General features: G+C 68.7%; 16 protein-coding genes. 13 read left to right on the forward strand and 3 right to left on the reverse strand.

Annotated elements, in window-relative coordinates; genetic code table 11:
• The 8 genes from ACTMVF_RS20145 to ACTMVF_RS20180 all read left to right on the forward strand — a co-directional run.
• A partial coding sequence (locus ACTMVF_RS20145) for a DNA-directed RNA polymerase subunit alpha C-terminal domain-containing protein (RefSeq protein ID WP_414113871.1) occupies nucleotides 1-366 on the forward strand: 366 nt, incomplete at its 5' end.
• 178 nt (nucleotides 367-544) lie between these two features.
• A complete protein-coding gene (rplQ, locus tag ACTMVF_RS20150; RefSeq protein ID WP_441272460.1) occupies nucleotides 545-1,054 on the forward strand; it encodes a 50S ribosomal protein L17 in 510 nt (169 codons plus the stop codon).
• A gap of 141 nt (nucleotides 1,055-1,195) precedes the next feature.
• Entirely contained in the window at nucleotides 1,196-2,059 is an 864-nt protein-coding gene (gene truA / locus ACTMVF_RS20155) for a tRNA pseudouridine(38-40) synthase TruA (protein WP_441272461.1), read from the forward strand.
• Between the two features lie 419 nt (nucleotides 2,060-2,478).
• Nucleotides 2,479-3,894 (forward strand): glycosyltransferase family 2 protein, encoded by a 1,416-nt coding sequence (locus tag ACTMVF_RS20160; protein ID WP_441272799.1) that lies wholly within the window; start codon nucleotides 2,479-2,481, stop codon nucleotides 3,892-3,894.
• Nucleotides 3,894-4,916: a glycoside hydrolase family 26 protein gene (locus tag ACTMVF_RS20165; RefSeq protein WP_441272462.1), complete on the forward strand. Its 1,023-nt coding sequence runs from the start codon at nucleotides 3,894-3,896 to the stop codon at nucleotides 4,914-4,916. Before ACTMVF_RS20160 ends, ACTMVF_RS20165 begins: the two co-directional genes overlap by 1 nt.
• The gene (locus tag ACTMVF_RS20170; RefSeq protein ID WP_441272463.1) at nucleotides 4,916-6,766 is read left to right on the forward strand and encodes an ArnT family glycosyltransferase; all 1,851 of its coding nucleotides are present in this window, start codon (nucleotides 4,916-4,918) and stop codon (nucleotides 6,764-6,766) included. The genes ACTMVF_RS20165 and ACTMVF_RS20170 overlap by 1 nt, the downstream gene beginning before the upstream one ends.
• Before the next feature lie 34 nt (nucleotides 6,767-6,800).
• A complete protein-coding gene (locus tag ACTMVF_RS20175; RefSeq protein ID WP_441272464.1) occupies nucleotides 6,801-8,111 on the forward strand; it encodes a UDP-glucose dehydrogenase family protein in 1,311 nt (436 codons plus the stop codon).
• A 29-nt stretch (nucleotides 8,112-8,140) separates the two neighbouring features.
• Nucleotides 8,141-8,905 (forward strand): polyprenol monophosphomannose synthase, encoded by a 765-nt coding sequence (locus ACTMVF_RS20180; RefSeq protein ID WP_441272465.1) that lies wholly within the window; start codon nucleotides 8,141-8,143, stop codon nucleotides 8,903-8,905.
• A 20-nt stretch (nucleotides 8,906-8,925) separates the two neighbouring features.
• Here ACTMVF_RS20180 and ACTMVF_RS20185 read toward each other — a convergent pair whose 3' ends face one another.
• Nucleotides 8,926-9,813 (reverse strand): hypothetical protein, encoded by an 888-nt coding sequence (locus ACTMVF_RS20185; RefSeq protein WP_441272466.1) that lies wholly within the window; start codon nucleotides 9,811-9,813, stop codon nucleotides 8,926-8,928.
• Nucleotides 9,814-9,883: 70 nt separating this feature from the next.
• Between ACTMVF_RS20185 and ACTMVF_RS20190 the strand changes: the two genes are divergently transcribed.
• From ACTMVF_RS20190 to ACTMVF_RS20210, 5 genes are all read left to right on the forward strand, one after another.
• On the forward strand, nucleotides 9,884-11,248 hold the full coding sequence (locus ACTMVF_RS20190; RefSeq protein WP_441272467.1) for a glycosyltransferase 87 family protein: 1,365 nt from the start codon (nucleotides 9,884-9,886) through the stop codon (nucleotides 11,246-11,248).
• An 806-nt stretch (nucleotides 11,249-12,054) separates the two neighbouring features.
• Nucleotides 12,055-12,498 carry a 50S ribosomal protein L13 gene (rplM, locus tag ACTMVF_RS20195; protein WP_030046395.1) on the forward strand — a complete coding sequence of 148 codons (444 nt, stop codon included), beginning with the start codon at nucleotides 12,055-12,057 and terminating at the stop codon, nucleotides 12,496-12,498.
• Between the two features lie 42 nt (nucleotides 12,499-12,540).
• Complete coding sequence (gene rpsI / locus ACTMVF_RS20200) at nucleotides 12,541-13,053, forward strand: 30S ribosomal protein S9 (protein ID WP_067018959.1); 513 nt, start codon at nucleotides 12,541-12,543, stop codon at nucleotides 13,051-13,053.
• 196 nt (nucleotides 13,054-13,249) lie between these two features.
• Entirely contained in the window at nucleotides 13,250-14,608 is a 1,359-nt protein-coding gene (glmM, locus tag ACTMVF_RS20205) for a phosphoglucosamine mutase (RefSeq protein WP_441272468.1), read from the forward strand.
• Nucleotides 14,609-14,805: 197 nt separating this feature from the next.
• Nucleotides 14,806-15,333 carry a hypothetical protein gene (locus tag ACTMVF_RS20210; protein WP_441272469.1) on the forward strand — a complete coding sequence of 176 codons (528 nt, stop codon included), beginning with the start codon at nucleotides 14,806-14,808 and terminating at the stop codon, nucleotides 15,331-15,333.
• Here ACTMVF_RS20210 and ACTMVF_RS20215 read toward each other — a convergent pair.
• Both ACTMVF_RS20215 and coaA read right to left on the reverse strand, forming a co-directional pair.
• A complete protein-coding gene (locus ACTMVF_RS20215) occupies nucleotides 15,330-16,277 on the reverse strand; it encodes a DUF389 domain-containing protein (protein WP_441272470.1) in 948 nt (315 codons plus the stop codon). The two genes, ACTMVF_RS20210 and ACTMVF_RS20215, sit on opposite strands and share 4 nt — an antisense overlap.
• 47 nt (nucleotides 16,278-16,324) lie before the next feature.
• On the reverse strand, nucleotides 16,325-17,293 hold the full coding sequence (coaA, locus tag ACTMVF_RS20220) for a type I pantothenate kinase (RefSeq protein ID WP_441272471.1): 969 nt from the start codon (nucleotides 17,291-17,293) through the stop codon (nucleotides 16,325-16,327).
• Between the last annotated feature and the right edge of the window lie 91 nt (nucleotides 17,294-17,384).

The following is a 17,384-nucleotide window of genomic DNA, read 5'->3' on the forward strand; positions in this document are numbered from 1 at the left end:
GGTCTCGCCCGTGAGCTGAACATCGACGCCGAGGGCATCGACATGGGCCCGTCCCCGACGGACGCCGCCCTTGCCGCTGATCTGGCGCTGCCGATCGAGGAGCTGGAGCTCACCGTTCGGTCGTACAACTGCCTCAAGCGTGAGGGCATCCACTCCGTGGGTGAGCTCGTGGCTCGTTCCGAGGCCGACCTGCTCGACATTCGTAACTTCGGTGCGAAGTCGATCGACGAGGTCAAGGCGAAGCTGGCCGGCATGGGCCTGGCCCTGAAGGACAGCCCGCCCGGATTCGACCCGACCGCTGCGGCGGACGCCTTTGGGGCGGACGACGACGCGGACGCCGGGTTCGTCGAGACCGAGCAGTACTAAGCGCTCCGCGGGGAGGCCGTACTGTGGCTGCGGGCCGGCTGTGGCTGGCAGCGCAGTTCCCCGCGCCCCTTCCGGGGTGCCCCTTCGGGGACACCCCGGATCTCTGACAGACAACCGTCTGCTCAGATACTGACCCCGGTACCTGATACGGCCGGGGCAGACACCTAGGAGAAACACCATGCCGAAGCCCGCCAAGGGTGCCCGTCTGGGCGGCAGCGCCGCGCACGAGAAGCTGCTCCTCGCGAACCTCGCGAAGGCGCTGTTCGAGCACGGCCGTATCACCACCACCGAGGCGAAGGCCCGCCGTCTGCGGCCGTACGCCGAGCGTCTGGTCACCAAGGCGAAGAAGGGCGACCTTCACAACCGCCGTCAGGTGCTCCAGGTCATCACGGACAAGAGCGTCGTCCACACGCTCTTCACCGAGATCGGCCCGCGGTACGAGAACCGTCCGGGTGGCTACACCCGTATCACCAAGATCGGTAACCGCCGTGGCGACAACGCGCCCATGGCTGTCATCGAGCTGGTCGAGGCGCTGACGGTTGCGCAGGAGGCCACGGGTGAGGCCGAGGCGGCCACGAAGCGTGCCGCCAAGGACGCCGAGGTTGCTGAGGTTGCCGAGGCCAAGGTCGACACGACCAAGGCTGAGGACGCCGCTGAGGCTCCCGCCGAGGAGTCGAAGGACGCCTAAGCGTTCTGCCGGGGGCTGTGTGTTGGCGGCTGCGGGTTCGTCGTGGCCGGTCGCGCAGTTCCCCGCGCCCCTACAGGGCGATTGCGGGCCCGTTCCTTTTCAGGAGCGGGCCCGCTCTTGTGTTGCTGAGAGGATCTGTACGTGAGTGATGAAGTTGCAGCCGGTTACGTGCGTATCCGCCTCGATCTGTCGTACGACGGTGCCGCGTTTCACGGCTGGGCCAAGCAGGCCGGTGGGAAGCGGACCGTGCAGGGGGAGATCGAGGATGCGCTGCGTACGGTCACGCGGTCCCGGGAGACGTATGAGCTGACCGTCGCCGGACGTACCGATGCCGGGGTGCACGCGCGGGGCCAGGTGGCACATGTGGATCTGCCGCGGGAGGTGTGGGCCGAGCACAACCCGAAGCTGCTCAAGCGGCTCGCCGGGCGGCTGTCCAAGGATGTGCGGGTGTGGGCGCTGAGGGAGGCGCCCCGTGGGTTCAACGCGCGGTTCTCCGCCGTCTGGCGGCGGTACGCGTATCGCGTCACCGACAATCCCGGCGGTGTCGATCCGCTGCTGCGCAGTCATGTCCTCTGGCACGACTGGCCCCTCGATGTCGAGGCCATGAACGAGGCGGCGCGGCCGCTGCTCGGCGAGCATGACTTCGCTGCCTACTGCAAGAAGCGGGAGGGGGCCACCACCATCCGCACACTGCAGGAGCTGAGTCTGGTGCGGGGGGACGACGGGATCATCACCGCGACGGTTCGGGCCGATGCCTTCTGCCACAACATGGTGCGGTCGCTCATCGGGGCGCTGCTGTTCGTGGGGGACGGGCACCGGCCCACCGACTGGCCGGGCAAGGTGCTCGCCGCCGGCGTACGGGACTCGGCCGTGCATGTCGTACGGCCCCATGGGCTGACGCTCGAAGAGGTCGGGTATCCCGCCGACGAGTTGCTCGCGGCGCGGAACAAGGAAGCGCGAAACAGACGATCCCTGCCCGGGACGTCCGGATGCGAAACCTGTTAGTTACCCGACATTTGAGGTCGGATAGCACCCATGTCGGGACTTACCTGGCGTAAGTCCCCTAGTTCCCCCTTACGACCTTCTTACCTCTCGTATAGCCTTTCGTCGCTCGACTGTTGGTTCGAGCTGCTCGGCCATTGTTCGAGAAATCGACATGGGGAAGGCCGAGTAGGGGTGGGGGTCAACGGGCCGTATCCGGGCCCGGGGGTGGGTTTTGCATGAGTTCAGTTGGTCCTGCGCGGACTGGGGGGCGCCGAACCGCGCGCCAGAGCAATCCTGGTGGGCGACGGAAGGCGGGACGGGGTGAGGGTGCCCCGTTGGGGCTGCTGCCGCTGCCGCCGACGGACAGGGAGAAGTACTCCTACGCGCGCCGGCGTCTGTGGATCCTGACGATCAGTTCGCTGATCAGTTTCTGCTGCCTGGTGGTGAGCCAGTTCAAGCTGGCCCAGTCGACGCCGGTGCTGTGGATCTACACACCGCTGCTCGTCTTCACGGTCATCTACTACCTGGTGTCGCTGCGGGTGAACGGCTTCACCCGGGACTTCGACATCGCGCATCACAAGCGGCTGGTGCACAACTGGCGGCCCGAGGTGTACCCGAGCGTGGATGTGTTCCTGCCGGTGTGCGGTGAGCCCATCGAGGTGCTGCACAACACCTGGCGCCATGTGCGGGAGATGGCCGACCGGTATCCGGGTGTGTGCGTGCCTTTCGTGCTCGACGACGGTGCCAGTCCCCAACTGGCCGCCATGGCCCGCGACTTCGGGTTCCGCTATGGCACCCGGGAGAACCGCGGCTGGTTCAAGAAGGCCGGCAACCTGCACTTCGGGTTCGGGCAGTCCGACGGCCAGTACATCCTGATCCTCGACGCCGACTTCACACCGCGCTCCGATCTGCTCCAGGAGCTGCTGCCGTACATGGAGGCGGACCCGAGCATCGGGATCGTCCAGTCGCCGCAGTACTTCCGGGTGCTGGACTCGCAGAACTGGATCGAGCGCGGCGCGGGTGCGGTGCAGGAGCTGTTCTACCGGTCCGTGCAGGTGTCGCGGCAGGGCAGCGACGGCGCGATCTGTGTGGGTAGCTGTGCTGTGTATCGGCGGGCCGCCTTGGAGACCAACGGCGGTACGACGCTGATCGAGCACTCCGAGGACGTGCACACCGGGTTCGACCTGCGGGGGCTCGGCTGGGATCTGCGGTATGTGCCGGTCGCGGTGTCGACGGGGGTGTGCCCGGACACCGCGGGTGCCTTCTTCAACCAGCAGTACCGCTGGTGTTCGGGATCCATGAGCCTGCTCGGCAGCCGGAAGTTCTGGCAGGCGAAGATCCGGCTGTCCAGCCGCCTGTGCTACATGTCCGGGTTCTTCTACTACATCCACACGGCGCTGTTCACCTTCGCCGCCCCGGTCATCCCGATCGTGCTGCTGCTGATGATGCCCGAGAAGCTCATGGTCGAGCACCTGATCCTGGTGCTGCCCAGCATCATCTACACCACGATCATCTTCCCGATGTGGCACAAGGCGCCCTACCGCCTGGAGGCCTGGGCGGCCCGCATGATGTACGGCTGGGCGCATGTCTTCGCCATCTGGGACATCCTCCGCAAGAACCGCATGGGCTGGCAGCCCACCGGCTCCTCCGGCGCCAAGAAGAACAAGACCCGGCGCTTCTGGATCGGCATGTGGGTCTGGAGCGGCGGCACCGCGCTGATCTGGGTCGTGGGAGCGGTCTACCGGACCTTCACCATGGACGCCCCGGACTTCGCCCTGATCCTGTCCTCCGGGCTCTTCTACGCCCTCGTCGTGGGCCGTGTCCTGGTCCAGCCCCGCGAGAAGGCGGTCGCCTGATGCAGCTGTTCACCCGTACCCGCACGGCCCTCGCGGCCGGTCTGCTCAGTGGCGTGCTCGCCCTCAGCGGCTGCTCGGTCCTCGGTGAGGACTCGGGCGGCTCCTCGGGGAACAGTGAGCAGGGCAAGGCCGGGGACGACGCCTCGGCGAGCCCCGAGGCCGACGTGCCCTACGACGTCGTACCGCTCCTGAAACCGGACAAGAAGTACTTCGGCGCCGCGGTGGACGGCGCGCCGAACTCCATGAAGGGCGTGGACACGTACACGAAGATGGTCGGCAAGCAGCCGAACCTCATCGAGTACTACGCCGCCTGGGGCGACGGCTTCGACGCCACCGGCGTGCGCAACGCCTGGCGTGAGGGCGCCATGACGCTGATGTCGTGGGAGCCCTTCGACACGCCGATCGCGGACATCGCGGCGGGCAAGTCGGACGCGTACATCAAGGAGTACGCGACGGCGGTGCGCAAGCTGAACCTGCCCGTCGTGATCTCCTTCGCCGACGAGTTCAACGGCCACTGGGAGAAGTGGGGCACGAAGAACGTGACCTCCAAGGACTACGTGGCCGCCTGGCGGCACATCCACGAGACCTTCATCGACGCCGGCGCCTCGAACGTCATCTGGGCCTGGTCGCCCAACATCGTCAACCCGGTCAAGAGCGTGCGGCTCAAGCCGTACTACCCGGGCGACGCCTACGTCGACTGGGTCGGGCTGATCGGCTACTGGACGATCGAGGAGGACGGCGCCTTCGACAGCGTCTTCGGGCCGACCCGGGACCAGGTCCGCACCTTCACCAAGAAGCCGATGATCCTGCTGGAGACCGCCGCGATGGCGGGTGAGCGGCGGCGCGCCGACATCCGCAATCTGTTCGCGGGCGTCGCGGCGGACGGCGACATGCTCGGCTTCGTCTGGTTCAACCACAAAAAGCGTGCCGACTGGCGACTGGAGGCGAGCCCGCTGGCGCTGAAGGAGTTCAAGCGCCTGGCCGCCGACGACAGCTTCGGCTTCGACGTACGGAAGCCGTGATGAACTCCAACTCCCGACACGAGCACTACACGCCTCAGCCCTACGATCCGTATGCCGAGGAAGAGTCGGCGTCCACGTGGTTCAACTCGAACGGGCGGGGCTCCCAGCAGCAGGGTCACGCGTACGACGACGACCAGTACGGCTACCAGCAGGAGCAGTACCAGGAGCCGTATCAGGACCAGCAGTACCAGCAGGACCCGTACGCGACGCAGATCCCGCAGCAGCCGCACGGCCGGCACGAGGACCATGCCGACCAGCCGACGTACGCGCTGCGCACGGTCCAGTACCAGCAGGTGCCGGACGACGAGCCCGAGTACCACATCCCCGAGACGCCGGAAGCCGGCTGGGAGATGGCGGCGAGCAGGCGGCGGGCCTGGGTGAGCCGGGTCGTGCTGCTGTGCATCATGGCCATCCAGGCGGCGCTGTCGCTGCGTCTGTCGAACACCGCGTTCCAGGACGAGGCGCTGTACCTCGCGGCCGGCCATGCCCAGCTGGACCATATGCTGGGCGGCACCGAGCTGCCTCGCGACTACGCCGCCTACTTCTCCGGCTCACCACAGCTCTACCCCGTACTCGCCGCGATCGTGGACGCGGAGTTCGGGCTCGCCGGGGCGCGGACCCTGAGCCTGTTCTTCATGCTCTGCACCACGGGGCTGCTGTATTCGTTCACCCGGCGACTGTTCAACGAGCGGGCCGCGCTGGCCGCCGCCGCGCTGTTCGCGGTGCTCCAGTCGACCGTCGTCATGGGCTACTTCGCCACTTATGACGCGGCCGCGGTCTTCCTGCTGGCCCTGACCACCTGGATCGTCGTACGCACCGACCGGGCGCCCGTGATCGCCGTGCTGCTGGCCGCGCCCTTCGGGGTGCTGGCGGTCGGGGTGAAGTACGCCTCCGCGCTGTACCTGCCGACCATCGTCGTGCTCGCGCTGCTCACCGCGTGGCCGCACAAGGGCCGCGGTGCCTTCGTGCGGATGGTGGTGCTCGCCCTCGGCATCGGCGGTCTGCTGGCGGCGGGGATGTACACCACCGACCTCATGGCCGGTGTGCGGCAGACCACCACCGACCGTGCCCATGGCACGGACACCGTCGAGTTCCTGTTGGAGCAGACCGCCAAGTGGGGCGGGCTGATGTTCCTCACCGCCGTCGGCGGCGCCATCTCGTATGTGCGGCGCAGCCGTATGAACGAGTCGCCGCTGGCGCTGCGGCTCGGCAACCCCGGCTGGCGCTGGCGGGCCCTGCTCGGGCTGGTGCTGTGCGGTACGGCCGTGCTGGCACCGGCGTACCAGATTCATCTGGGGACCGTGGTCTCGCTGTTCAAGCACGTCGGCTTCGGTCTGCTCTTCGCCGCGCCGATGGCCGGTGTGGGAGTCAGCCGCCTGATGGGCGCGCACTTCCGCTATCCCCAGCTCGGCATCATGCTCTGGACCGCCGTGCTGTGCCTGGGCATCCAGCAGGCGGACTGGCGTTTCGACATCTGGCCGAACTCCACGAAGATGATCAACGCCATCGAGCCCCATGTGGACTCCAAGGGCGAGTACCTCGCCTCGACGCCCGAGGTGCCCGTCTACTACCTGTACGACAAGTCCAGCCACCGTCAGTGGCACAGCCTCTTCGGCATGGAGTACAAGGACGCGAAGGGCAAGTACTACGGCGGCGACGAGGCCTACAAGGCGGCGGTGAAGGCCGGCAAGTTCGACCTGATCGTCCTCGACGGGCTCACCAACCCGAGGGTCGACGACATCATCGCCGCCGCTGCCAAGGGCAACTCGCACTACCGGCTGCTGGCCGAGATCCCGTTCCGCAACGCGAACGGCACGAGCGAGTACCGCATCTGGATCAAGACCTCCTGAGCGCATCCGCGCTGAAGCAAGAAAGGCCGTACCCATGCGGCTCACCGTCATCGGCACCGGCTACCTCGGTGCCACCCACGCCGCCTGCATGGCGGAGCTCGGCCACGAGGTGCTCGGGGTCGACGTGGACCCCGAGAAGGTCGCCGCGCTGCAGGCCGGGCGCGTGCCGTTTCACGAGCCCGGGCTGCCGGAGCTGATCGCGAAGCACACGGCGAGCGGGCGGCTTCGGTTCACGGGCGACTACGCGGAGGCCGGCGCCTTCGGCGACGTGCACTTCGTGTGTGTCGGGACGCCTCAGCTCAAGGGGTCCGAGGGCGCCGATCTCACATACGTCGACTCCGCCTTCGCTGCCGTCGCCGCGCACGCCCGGCCGGACGCGCTGCTGGTCGGCAAGTCCACCGTGCCGGTGGGGACGGCGGGGCGGCTCGCGGAGACGTACGCCGGTGTCGAGGTGGCCTGGAACCCGGAGTTCCTGCGCGAGGGCTTCGCCGTCGAGGACACGCTGCGGCCGGACCGGCTGGTGTTCGGGGTGCGGTCGGAGCGGGCCGAAACGATTCTGCGGGATGTGTACGCCCCCGTTCTCGCCGCCGGGACCCCGCTCGTCACCGCCGACTTCCCGACCGCCGAGCTGGTCAAGACGGCCGCCAACGCCTTCCTCGCCACCAAGATCTCCTTCATCAACGCGATGGCGGAGGTCTGCGAGGCCGCGGGCGGCGACGTCGGCGTGCTCGCCGAGGCGATCGGGTACGACGACCGGATCGGGAAGAAGTTCCTGCGCGCCGGCGTCGGCTTCGGCGGCGGCTGTCTGCCCAAGGACATCCGTGCCTTCGCGCACCGCGCCGACGAGCTGGGGGTCTCGCTGGCGTTCCTGCGGGAGGTCGACGCGATCAACATGCGGCGGCGCGACAAGGTGGTCGAGGTGGCGCGGGAGTGGTGCGGGGGAACGGTGCTGGGCGCCCGTATCGCCGTACTCGGTGCCGCCTTCAAGCCCGACTCCGACGACATCCGTGACTCGCCGGCGCTCAACGTGGCCGCGCGGCTGCGCCTCGACGGAGCCGACGTCACGGTCTACGACCCCGAGGCGATGGACAGCGCCCGCAAGGCCTTCCCGCTCCTCGGGTACGCGCTGTCGGCCGAGGAGGCGCTGCAACGCGCCGATCTCGTGCTGCATCTGACCGAGTGGCCGCAGTTCCGGGAGATCGACCCGGAGCGCGCCCGGTCGCTGGTTTCCCGTCCGCTGATCGTGGACGGGCGGGGGGTGCTCGACGCGGACCGCTGGACCGCGGCGGGCTGGCGGTTCTGGGCGCTGGGAAGGTCCGCGCCCGTTGGGGAGGGGCCTCGGTAGGGGCTCCTAGGGGAGGGAAAGAGAAAGCCATGACGGGACGTGACAACCACGACAGACACCCGGGCGTACCGGTCACCGTGGTCATGCCTACGTACAACGAGGCCGCGAACCTGCCGCGGATGGCCGAGCTGGTGCTCGGGCTGCCGCTCGACGGGCTGCACCTGAAGATCGTCGACGACTCCAGCCCGGACGGCACCGGGCGGATCGCCGAGGAGCTGGCCGAGAAGTACAACTGGGACGGGCGCCGCCGGATGAGCGTGCTGCACCGCACCGAGAAGGACGGTCTGGGACGGGCGTACGTCGCGGGCATGACCGCGGCGCTTCAGGAGGGCGCCGCGTACGTCGTCCAGATGGACGCCGACGGCAGCCACCCGGCGGAGGCGGTGCCGCGGATGCTGGGGACGGCCGTGGCCTCGGGGGTGGGCCTGGTCGTCGGCAGCCGGTATGTCGAGGGTGGCTCGCTCGACGAGGACTGGGGCATCCACCGCGTCCTGCTGTCCCGGTTCGCCAACCGCTACGCCCGTGCCGTGCTCGGCACCAAGATCCGGGACATCACGGCCGGCTTCAACCTGTGGTCGGCGGCGACCCTGCGCGACCTCGACCTGGCCACCCTGGACAGCGCGGGCTACAGCTTCCAGGTCGAGCTGAAGTACAAGGCCGTGCGGGCCGGGCACAGCGCCGTGGAGATCCCGATCCGGTTCGAGGAGCGGACGGAAGGTGTGTCGAAGATGACGCTGAAGACGCAGCTGGAGTCGGCGGTCGTACCGATCCGGCTGCGCCTGAAGCACCGGTGAGCCCGTCGGGCGGCGGTTGACTACTCGTTGGCCGCCGCCGACGCCTGCACCTCGCCCCGCTTGCGGATCTGACTGAACGTGAAGTCCTCCAGGTTGTCACTGGCCCGGAAGGCGTCCGTGTCCTTGTCCGTCATGTCCTTGCCGTTGGTGAAGCCGGTGATGGTGAAGTAGGCGTAACGGCCGTAGGAGTTGGAGGTCGAGAGACAGACGGAGGACGTGCAGAAGTCCTTGACGCCCTTGCCCGAGAGCGACCTGATGATGTCCTTCTTGGTGTTGACCTGGCTCTTGACCTTGGTGGCCTGCGCAGCCGTGTCGAACACGGCCACCCCGACCGTCACCGCGATGCCGTCCTTGACGTAGGACACGCGCAGGAAGCGGGTGCAGTCGTTGGCGGTGAGGATCTTCGGGAGTCCGCCCTTGGTGGCCGCGGAGCAGCTCTTGGTGTCGTCCGTCGCGCCCTTCTTGTACACCGTCCCCCCTGGCACGGTCAGCTGCGTGCCCGGGAAGAGGATCTGAGCACCGAGCGGGGCGGTGTCCTTGCTCTTGCTGGAGACGAAGTCCTTGGGATCCAGCGGCGGCGGAGCGCTCGTCGACTCGAACGACGGGGTCGCGCCGGTGGTCTCGCCCGGTACGTTCCCGCTCGCGGGGTTGCCCGAAGCCGGGTTGGTCGCGGGGTTGTTGTCGTTCGCCGACACCACGGCCACGGCGACGGCGGCACCGATCGCGACGGTGGCCAGTGCGCCGCCGCCGATGAACAGCAGCCGACGCCGCTTGTTGCGGGACTCGGACGCCTCGGCGAGTGCCGCCCAGTCCGGGGTCTCGTCGGCGCCGCTGTTCCACGGCTGCTGGGAATGCGGTTTCCAGGGATCCCACTGGGACTGGGGTCCCCCCTGCTGCCCGAAGCTCATGGGGCGCATCTTAGACGGGACGAGGGCGTGCCGGTCTGCCTCAAGGGGCCCATGCGCACCTAGCGTTCACATGGTGAGTGAGTACAAAAGCGACATCTCCGGGTGGTTGGTGCGGCGGGCGAGCTGGCATCTGTGGGTGGTGCTCGGGGCCGTCCTGGGCGCTCTCGCGGCGCGTACGGCGCGTGTGACCTCGGACGGAGGGATGGACAACGCCATCGTTGTGCGGGCGGCGCGGGTCTGGCTGGGCGGGGGGTCGCCGTATGACGACCCCCACTTCCTCTATTTGCCGAGCGCGGTGCTGGCGGCGGCTCCTCAGGTGCTGGTTCCGCGGAGTGTGCTGGCCGTGCTGGTGCCGGTGGTGGTGACCGGGTGCCTGGTGGGTGGGTGGGGGTGTGCGCTGCGGCTGTACGGCGTCGGGCTGCGCAGCCGCTTCGCCGTCCTCGGGCTGGTCGGCCTCGCGGTCGGGTTCGCGCCGTTCGCGCACCTCGTTCTGCTGGGGAACTGGACGGCGACGGCGGTGCTTGCCCTGCCGTTGGGGTTGTTGCTGGCGGGGCGGGGGCGGTGGGTGGCGGCGGGGGTGGTGATCGGAGCGGCGGTCGCGTTGAAGCCGTTGCTGGCGCCGGTGGGGTTGTTGTTCGTGTTCGCGGGGCGGTGGCGGGGGCTGGTGGTGATGGTCGGGGTGCCGGTGGTGGCGTCCGTGGGGGCGGCGCTGTTGCTGCCGGATCCTGTGGGGTTCTTCACTCGTACGTTGCCGTTTCTGCTGCGGGGCGATGACGGCTTTGTACGGCTGTATGAGGCGTCGCTGGTTGCTGTGCTGCCGAGGGTGGGGGTGCCGGGGGTGGTGGCCGGGGGGATCGGGTTGGGGGCGGCGGCGGTGGGGGTCTGGTGTGCGTATCGGCGGTGGCGGGGGCGGGGGCGGGGGTGTGGTGAGGGGGGCGGGGCGAGCGGTCCGCTGTGTCTCGCGGAGACCGCGGCGATGTTGATGCTCTCGGCGTTTCTGGTCTCCAGGCCGTCGTACGACCACTATCTGCTCGTTGTCGTGCCGGTGCTGTTGGCGGGGGTGCCGTGTGAGGGGGCGGTGGGGCGGGGGGTGTGGTTCTGGATGGCGCTGGTGCCGCAGCTGCCTGGGGTGACGTGGCCTTATCTGGAGGGGGTTCAGCGGCGGGCGTTTCGGGATGCGGTGACCTTGTGCGGGCTGGCGGCGACGTTGGCTGTTCGCTGTTTCGGGGGTGCGCGGGTTTTCTCGCCCCCGCCGCCCCTACCCGTCCCGTCCTCCAGGGGCGCTGCCCCTTCGACCCCGCCAGGGGCTCCGCCCCTGGACCCCGCTGAGGGCTCCGCCCCCAGACCCCCGGGGGGTTGCCCACCCACCCACCCGACTCGGTCGGCCAAGAGGCGGGCCTCGGGGGCGTCGGGGGTGCCCGGGGTGGGGGAGTGAGCGTCGGTGTTGGGCCGGGTGCTCGCGGGGCGCTGTCCGGGGGTGGGTGCGGGTCTCTGTCGGGGTTGCTTTTCTGCGTGGGGTTGTTGTCCGGGGTTGGGTGTAGGCCTCGGCCGGGGTCGCTTTTCTGCGCGGGGTCGTTGTCCGAGGTTGGGCGCTGATCTCTGTCGGGGGCGCACTCCTGCCGGGGGTCGCCGTCCTCGGCTGGGGTTGGTTTCTGCGGGGGTCGCTTTCCTGCGCAGGGTCGCTTCCCCGGGCTGGGCGTGTGACTCCGTCGGGCCGTTTTCCTGCGTGGGGTCGCCGCCCCGCCTGCGTAGGCCTCCGGTGATCCGCGATGCCGGGCCGCTGATCGTCGTTTCCCGGCAGGGGTGGCCGCTTCCCGGCGCCGGGTGGCGCCGCCGTGGGAGAGGTGGTCCAGGCCGTTCGGCGGTGGTGAATCGCCGGGGCTCCTCTGGCTCCGGGGCGCATCATCCAGGCCGTCCGGCGTTTGAGGACGAGGCCCGTTCAGGGGCGAAGCGGAGGTCTGGGGGCGGCAGCCCCCGGGCGGGGCGTTTACCCTGGGGGTCGGACAGCAGCGGCCTGCCGCGCCAAGCCATTTTGACCCGGCCCGGGCGCCGCAGGTATCCTGCATGTTCGTTGTGTATTGGCTTGCTCATTCTCACGGGACGGGCCCTTACACCGGTCCACCGGGCCGATGACCAGCGACCCCACGTACGCGGTATGCGTCGCCGCAGTGCGGTCCAGGCTGTCGTGATCGTTTCGGTGACCTTGTCAGGACCATTCACTCGAAGCGAAGGCTACGAACCGTGCGTACGTACAGCCCCAAGCCCGGCGATGTGACGCGCCAGTGGCACGTCATTGACGCTCAGGACGTCGTCCTGGGCCGTCTCGCCAGCACCGCCGCCTCCATCCTGCGGGGCAAGCACAAGCCGATCTACGCGCCTCACGTCGACACCGGTGACTTCGTCATCATCATCAACGCCGACAAGGTGCACCTGTCCGGCAACAAGCGGACCCAGAAGATGGCATACCGCCACTCCGGCTACCCGGGTGGTCTGCGCTCCGTCCGTTACGACGAGCTCCTCGACAAGAACCCCGAGAAGGCCATCGAGAAGGCCGTCAAGGGCATGCTCCCCAAGAACACGCTGGGCCGTCAGATGCTCTCGAAGCTGAAGGTCTACAAGGGTGACCAGCACCCGCACGGCGCGCAGCAGCCGCAGCCGTACGAGATCACCCAGGTCGCGCAGTAAGTCCGGCCACCCCCTAAGCCTGAAGAGAATCTGAGGAGAATCGTGGCCGAGACCACTGCCGAGCAGCCGCTCGAAGAGCTTGACATCGACAGCTACACCACCGAGTCCGAGGTTCCGGTGGAGGGTGAGTACACCTCCGAGTCCCTCGCCTCGCGCTTCGGTGAGCCCCAGCCCGCCGCCGGTCTGGGTCGTCGTAAGAACGCCATCGCCCGCGTCCGGATCGTTCCGGGCACCGGCAAGTGGAAGATCAACGGTCGCACCCTTGAGGACTACTTCCCCAACAAGGTGCACCAGCAGGAAGTCAACGAGCCGTTCAAGGTTCTCGAGCTCGAGGGCCGTTACGACGTCATCGCCCGCATCGCCGGTGGCGGTGTCTCCGGTCAGGCCGGTGCGCTCCGTCTCGGTGTCGCCCGTGCGCTGAACGAGGCCGACGTCGACAACAACCGCGGCGCGCTGAAGAAGGCCGGCTTCCTCCGCCGCGACGACCGTGCGGTCGAGCGCAAGAAGGCCGGTCTGAAGAAGGCCCGCAAGGCCCCGCAGTACAGCAAGCGCTAAGCTTCGCTGCCTGTACGTCCGAACGCCCCGGCGGCACGCCACAGTGCCGCCGGGGCGTTCGTTTTCTCACAGGCTTGGGCGTATAACGGCACAAGGTGTTCAAAGGCTGATGTGCTCGTGTGCCTGTGGGCTCGTGTGATCGGGCGATGGGATGATCGGACGATCTCCGGAAACTGATGCTTCCTCAGGAGGACAAGTGGGACGACTCTTCGGCACGGACGGCGTGCGCGGCGTCGCCAACGCGGATCTGACGGCCGAGATGGCGCTCGGTCTGTCCGTGGCGGCGGCGCACGTACTGGCCGAGGCGGGCACCTTCGAGGGCCACCGGCCGACAGCGGTGGTCGGACGGGACCCGCGTGCGTCCGGGGAGTTCCTGGAGGCCGCCGTGGTGGCCGGTCTGGCGAGTGCGGGTGTCGATGTGCTGCGGGTGGGGGTACTGCCGACGCCGGCGGTGGCATTTCTGACGGGATCGCTCGGCGCGGACCTCGGCGTGATGCTCTCCGCCAGCCACAACGCCATGCCCGACAACGGCATCAAGTTCTTCGCCCGCGGTGGCCACAAGCTCGCCGATGAGTTGGAAGATCGTATCGAGTCCGTTTACGACGAGCATCGGCACGGTGAGCCCTGGGAGCGGCCCACGGGTGCCGCTGTCGGGCGCGTGCGGTCGTATGACCAGGGGTTCGAGGAGTACGTCGCCCACCTCCTCGGGGTGCTGCCCAACCGGCTGGACGGACTCAAGATCGTTCTCGACGAGGCGCACGGTGCCGCGGCGGGCGTCTCGCCGGAGGCCTTCTCGCGGGCCGGGGCCGAGGTCGTCACCATCGGTGCCGAGCCGGACGGGCTCAACATCAACGACGGGTGCGGGTCCACGCATCTGGACAAGCTGAAGGCCGCCGTCCTCGAGCAGGGCGCGGATCTCGGTATCGCGCACGACGGTGACGCCGACCGTTGCCTCGCCGTGGACCACACGGGCGAGGAGGTGGACGGCGACCAGATCCTCGCCGTGCTCGCGCTGGCGATGCGGGAGCGGTCCGCCCTGCGGTCCGACACCGTGGTGGCGACCGTCATGTCCAACCTCGGCTTCAAGCTGGCGATGGAGCGCGAGGGCATCCAGCTCGTACAGACCGCGGTCGGTGACCGGTATGTGCTGGAGGAGATGAAGGAGAAGGACTTCGCGCTGGGTGGCGAGCAGTCCGGGCACGTCATCGTGCTGGACCACGCCACGACCGGCGACGGCACGCTGACCGGGCTGATGCTGGCCGCGCGGGTCGCCGAGAGCGGGCGTACGCTGCGGGATCTCGCGTCGGTGATGGAGCGGCTGCCGCAGGTGCTGATCAATGTGCCGGACGTGGACAAGGCGCGGGTGAAGACCTCGGCCGACCTCGCCGCCGCTGTCGCCGAGGCGGAGCGGGAGCTGGGGGAGACCGGGCGGGTGCTGCTTCGGTCCTCGGGGACCGAGCCGTTGGTGCGCGTGATGGTCGAGGCCGCCGACATCGACCAGGCACGGTCGGTCGCCGGGCGGCTCGCCGATGCCGTGAAGTCGGCGCTGGGATAGCGCTGCGGGACGTCGTCCGGGGTGGGTGCGCAGGTCCGCTCTCTGCCCCGGATGCCTCATGCCGCTGCGGTGCGATGTGCGTCACTCCGTGGCCGTAACAAAGAGTGCCGGGTTGATCGCTGGTTGTTTCACTGGCGTCGAGGCCGCCCCTACGTGGCGAGCCCCTCGACGGAAGTGAGAAACGCAGCATGAAGACAGTGAGCAGCACCCTGAAACGCGCGGCCGTTCCGGCCCTGGCCGCCGGTCTCCTCGTCACCGCGCTCGCCACCCCGGCCGCGGCGCAGACCCCCGGCTCCACTGCGTTCCGTTTTTTCGGCAACGTCGGGCTCAGCGCGCGTGCCGGGTTCGTGAACAACGTGACGGCCACCGTCGTCGGCGCCAATCTGAGGCTCACGGACAGCTCGGGCGTCGCGGCGGGACCGGGGTGCCGTCAGGTGGACTTCAACACTGTCGACTGCCCCCTCCCCGTCAGCCGGCTCTCGGTCGGGCTGGGTGACCAAGGTGACACTTTCGACGGGACGAGCATCGTCATCCGCACTGTCGTCGATGCCGGCCCGGGCGGGGACACCGTGGCGACCGGCGGCGCCAACGACATGATCGGCGTGGACGACGACACGCCCAACAACGACACCGTGACCACCTGCGGCCTCGGTTCCGACGCGGTGTTCGCCAACTCCGGTGACCGCATCGGCACGGGCTGCGAAGCGCGTTACATCTCTTCCTAGGCGCTGCCCGCCTTCGCCGTACGTTCGCGCTGCCTGGCCCAGAGCCACTTCTGGGCCAGCAGCGTGAGCGTGCCGGCGAGGACGATGCCCAGCAGGTTCAGGAGCAGCTGGCCCGTCGAGAGCCAGGTCTGGTTGGCGTCGTCGTAGATCAGGGCCACGGCGGCGTTGGCGGCGGCCGGGACCGTGGTCACCGAGATGGCGACGCCGACCAGGGCGCCGGACTTCGACGACGTCAGCGAGAGGGTGCCGGCGGCGCCGGCGAGGACCGCCACGACGAAGGAGAACCAGTCGGGGGCGTAGATGAAGCCCGTGTTGGGCCGCTCGGCCTCCAGTTTGGCCTCGGTGAACAGGCCGACGGCGTCCATGAAGTAGCTGAAACCCACCGTCACCGCCATCGCCACGGCGAAGCCGACCAGCAGGGCGATCAGTGAGCGCAGCGCCAGGCGCGGCGCCCGCTGCACCACGGCCGTGCAGATGCCCGCCAGCGGTCCGAACTCCGGGCCGACCGCCATCGCGCCCACGATCAGGATCGCGTTGTCGAGGACCACACCGCAGGCCGCGATCATCGTGGCGAGCGTGATGAAGGCGAGGTAGGTGATGGAGAGGGTGGACTCCTCGTGCGTCGCGTCCGTGAGGTGCTCCCACAGCACCGCGTCCGCGCCCTCGCCAGGGGCCTCCGCCTCGGCCTTGTCGGCGCGCTCGGACAGCGACAGGTCGATGTTCTCGACGGCGATGGAGCCGTGCTTGTCGAGGTCCAACTCCTGCAGCCTGCTCAGGAGTTCGTCGCCCGCCTCGCGCGCCACGTCGCACAGGACGACGTCCCCGGAAGGGTTACGGGCGGCGCCCGGCAGTACGACGAGGTGTGTGGTGCCGATCGTCTTCTCGATCAGGCGGACCACGGCGTCGGTCTTGTCCGCCGGGGTGATCAGGCGCAGATGCAGCATGACGTCTTTCTAACAGGCCCGCGCAACGGCCTCACGGCCCCAGTGTCTTACAGCTTGCGCAGGCTCAGGCGCTGGACCTTGTGGTCCGGGCCCTTGCGGACGACGAGGGCGGCGCGGCCTCGGGTGGGGGCGATGTTCTCCACGAGGTTGGGCTTGTTGATGGTGCGCCACATCGTGCGGGCGTAGTCGAGGGCCTCCTCCTCGGACACCTGGGTGTACTTGCGGAAGTACGAGGAGGGGTTCTGGAAGGCGGTCTCGCGCAGGCGCTTGAAGCGGTTGAGGTACCAGTGCTCGATGTCCTCGGTGCGGGCGTCGACGTACACGCTGAAGTCGAAGTAGTCCGCGAGGCCGACCCGGGTGCGGCCGTCCTTGCCGGGGAGGGCGGGCTGGAGGACGTTCAGGCCCTCGACGATCAGGATGTCGGGCCGGCGGACCGTGAGCCGCTGGTCGGGGACGATGTCGTAGATCAGGTGGGAGTAGACGGGGGCCGTGACCTCGTCCTTGCCCGCCTTGATGTCGGCGACGAAACGGGTCAGGGCGCGGCGGTCGTAGGACTCGGGGAAGCCTTTCCGCGACATCAGGCCGCGGGCCTGGAGTTCCTTGGTGGGCAGCAGGAAGCCGTCCGTCGTGACCAGTTCGACGCGCGGGTGCTCGGGCCAGCGGGAGAGCAGGGCCTGCAGGAGGCGGGCGACCGTGGACTTTCCTACGGCGACCGAGCCGGCGACTCCTATGACGAACGGGGTGCCGGACTGGGAGCCCTGTTCGCCGAGGAAGGTGTTCAGGGCGCCGCGCAGGCCGTCGGTGGCGCCCACGTAGAGGTTGAGGAGCCGGGAGAGCGGGAGGTAGATGTCACGCACCTCGTCGAGGTCGATGACGTCGCCCAGGCCGCGCAGCTTCTCGACCTCCTCCGCGGTGAGCGGCAGCGGGGTCTTGTCGCGCAGCGCGCTCCACTCCGAGCGGGTGAGGTCGACGTAGGGAGTCGCCTCCGGCCGCTGCCGGTGGGCGCTCCGGGGCATCGAGGAGACCGGAGAGATCACAGTCCATTGTTACGGCAGTACGAACAGACGGTGAGGTGGGATCCGTCACGCGGGTCCCGTTCTCATTCCT

The sequence above is a fragment of the Streptomyces sp. SD31 genome, assembly GCF_052068475.1.
Classification (GTDB): Bacteria; Actinomycetota; Actinomycetes; order Streptomycetales; family Streptomycetaceae; genus Streptomyces.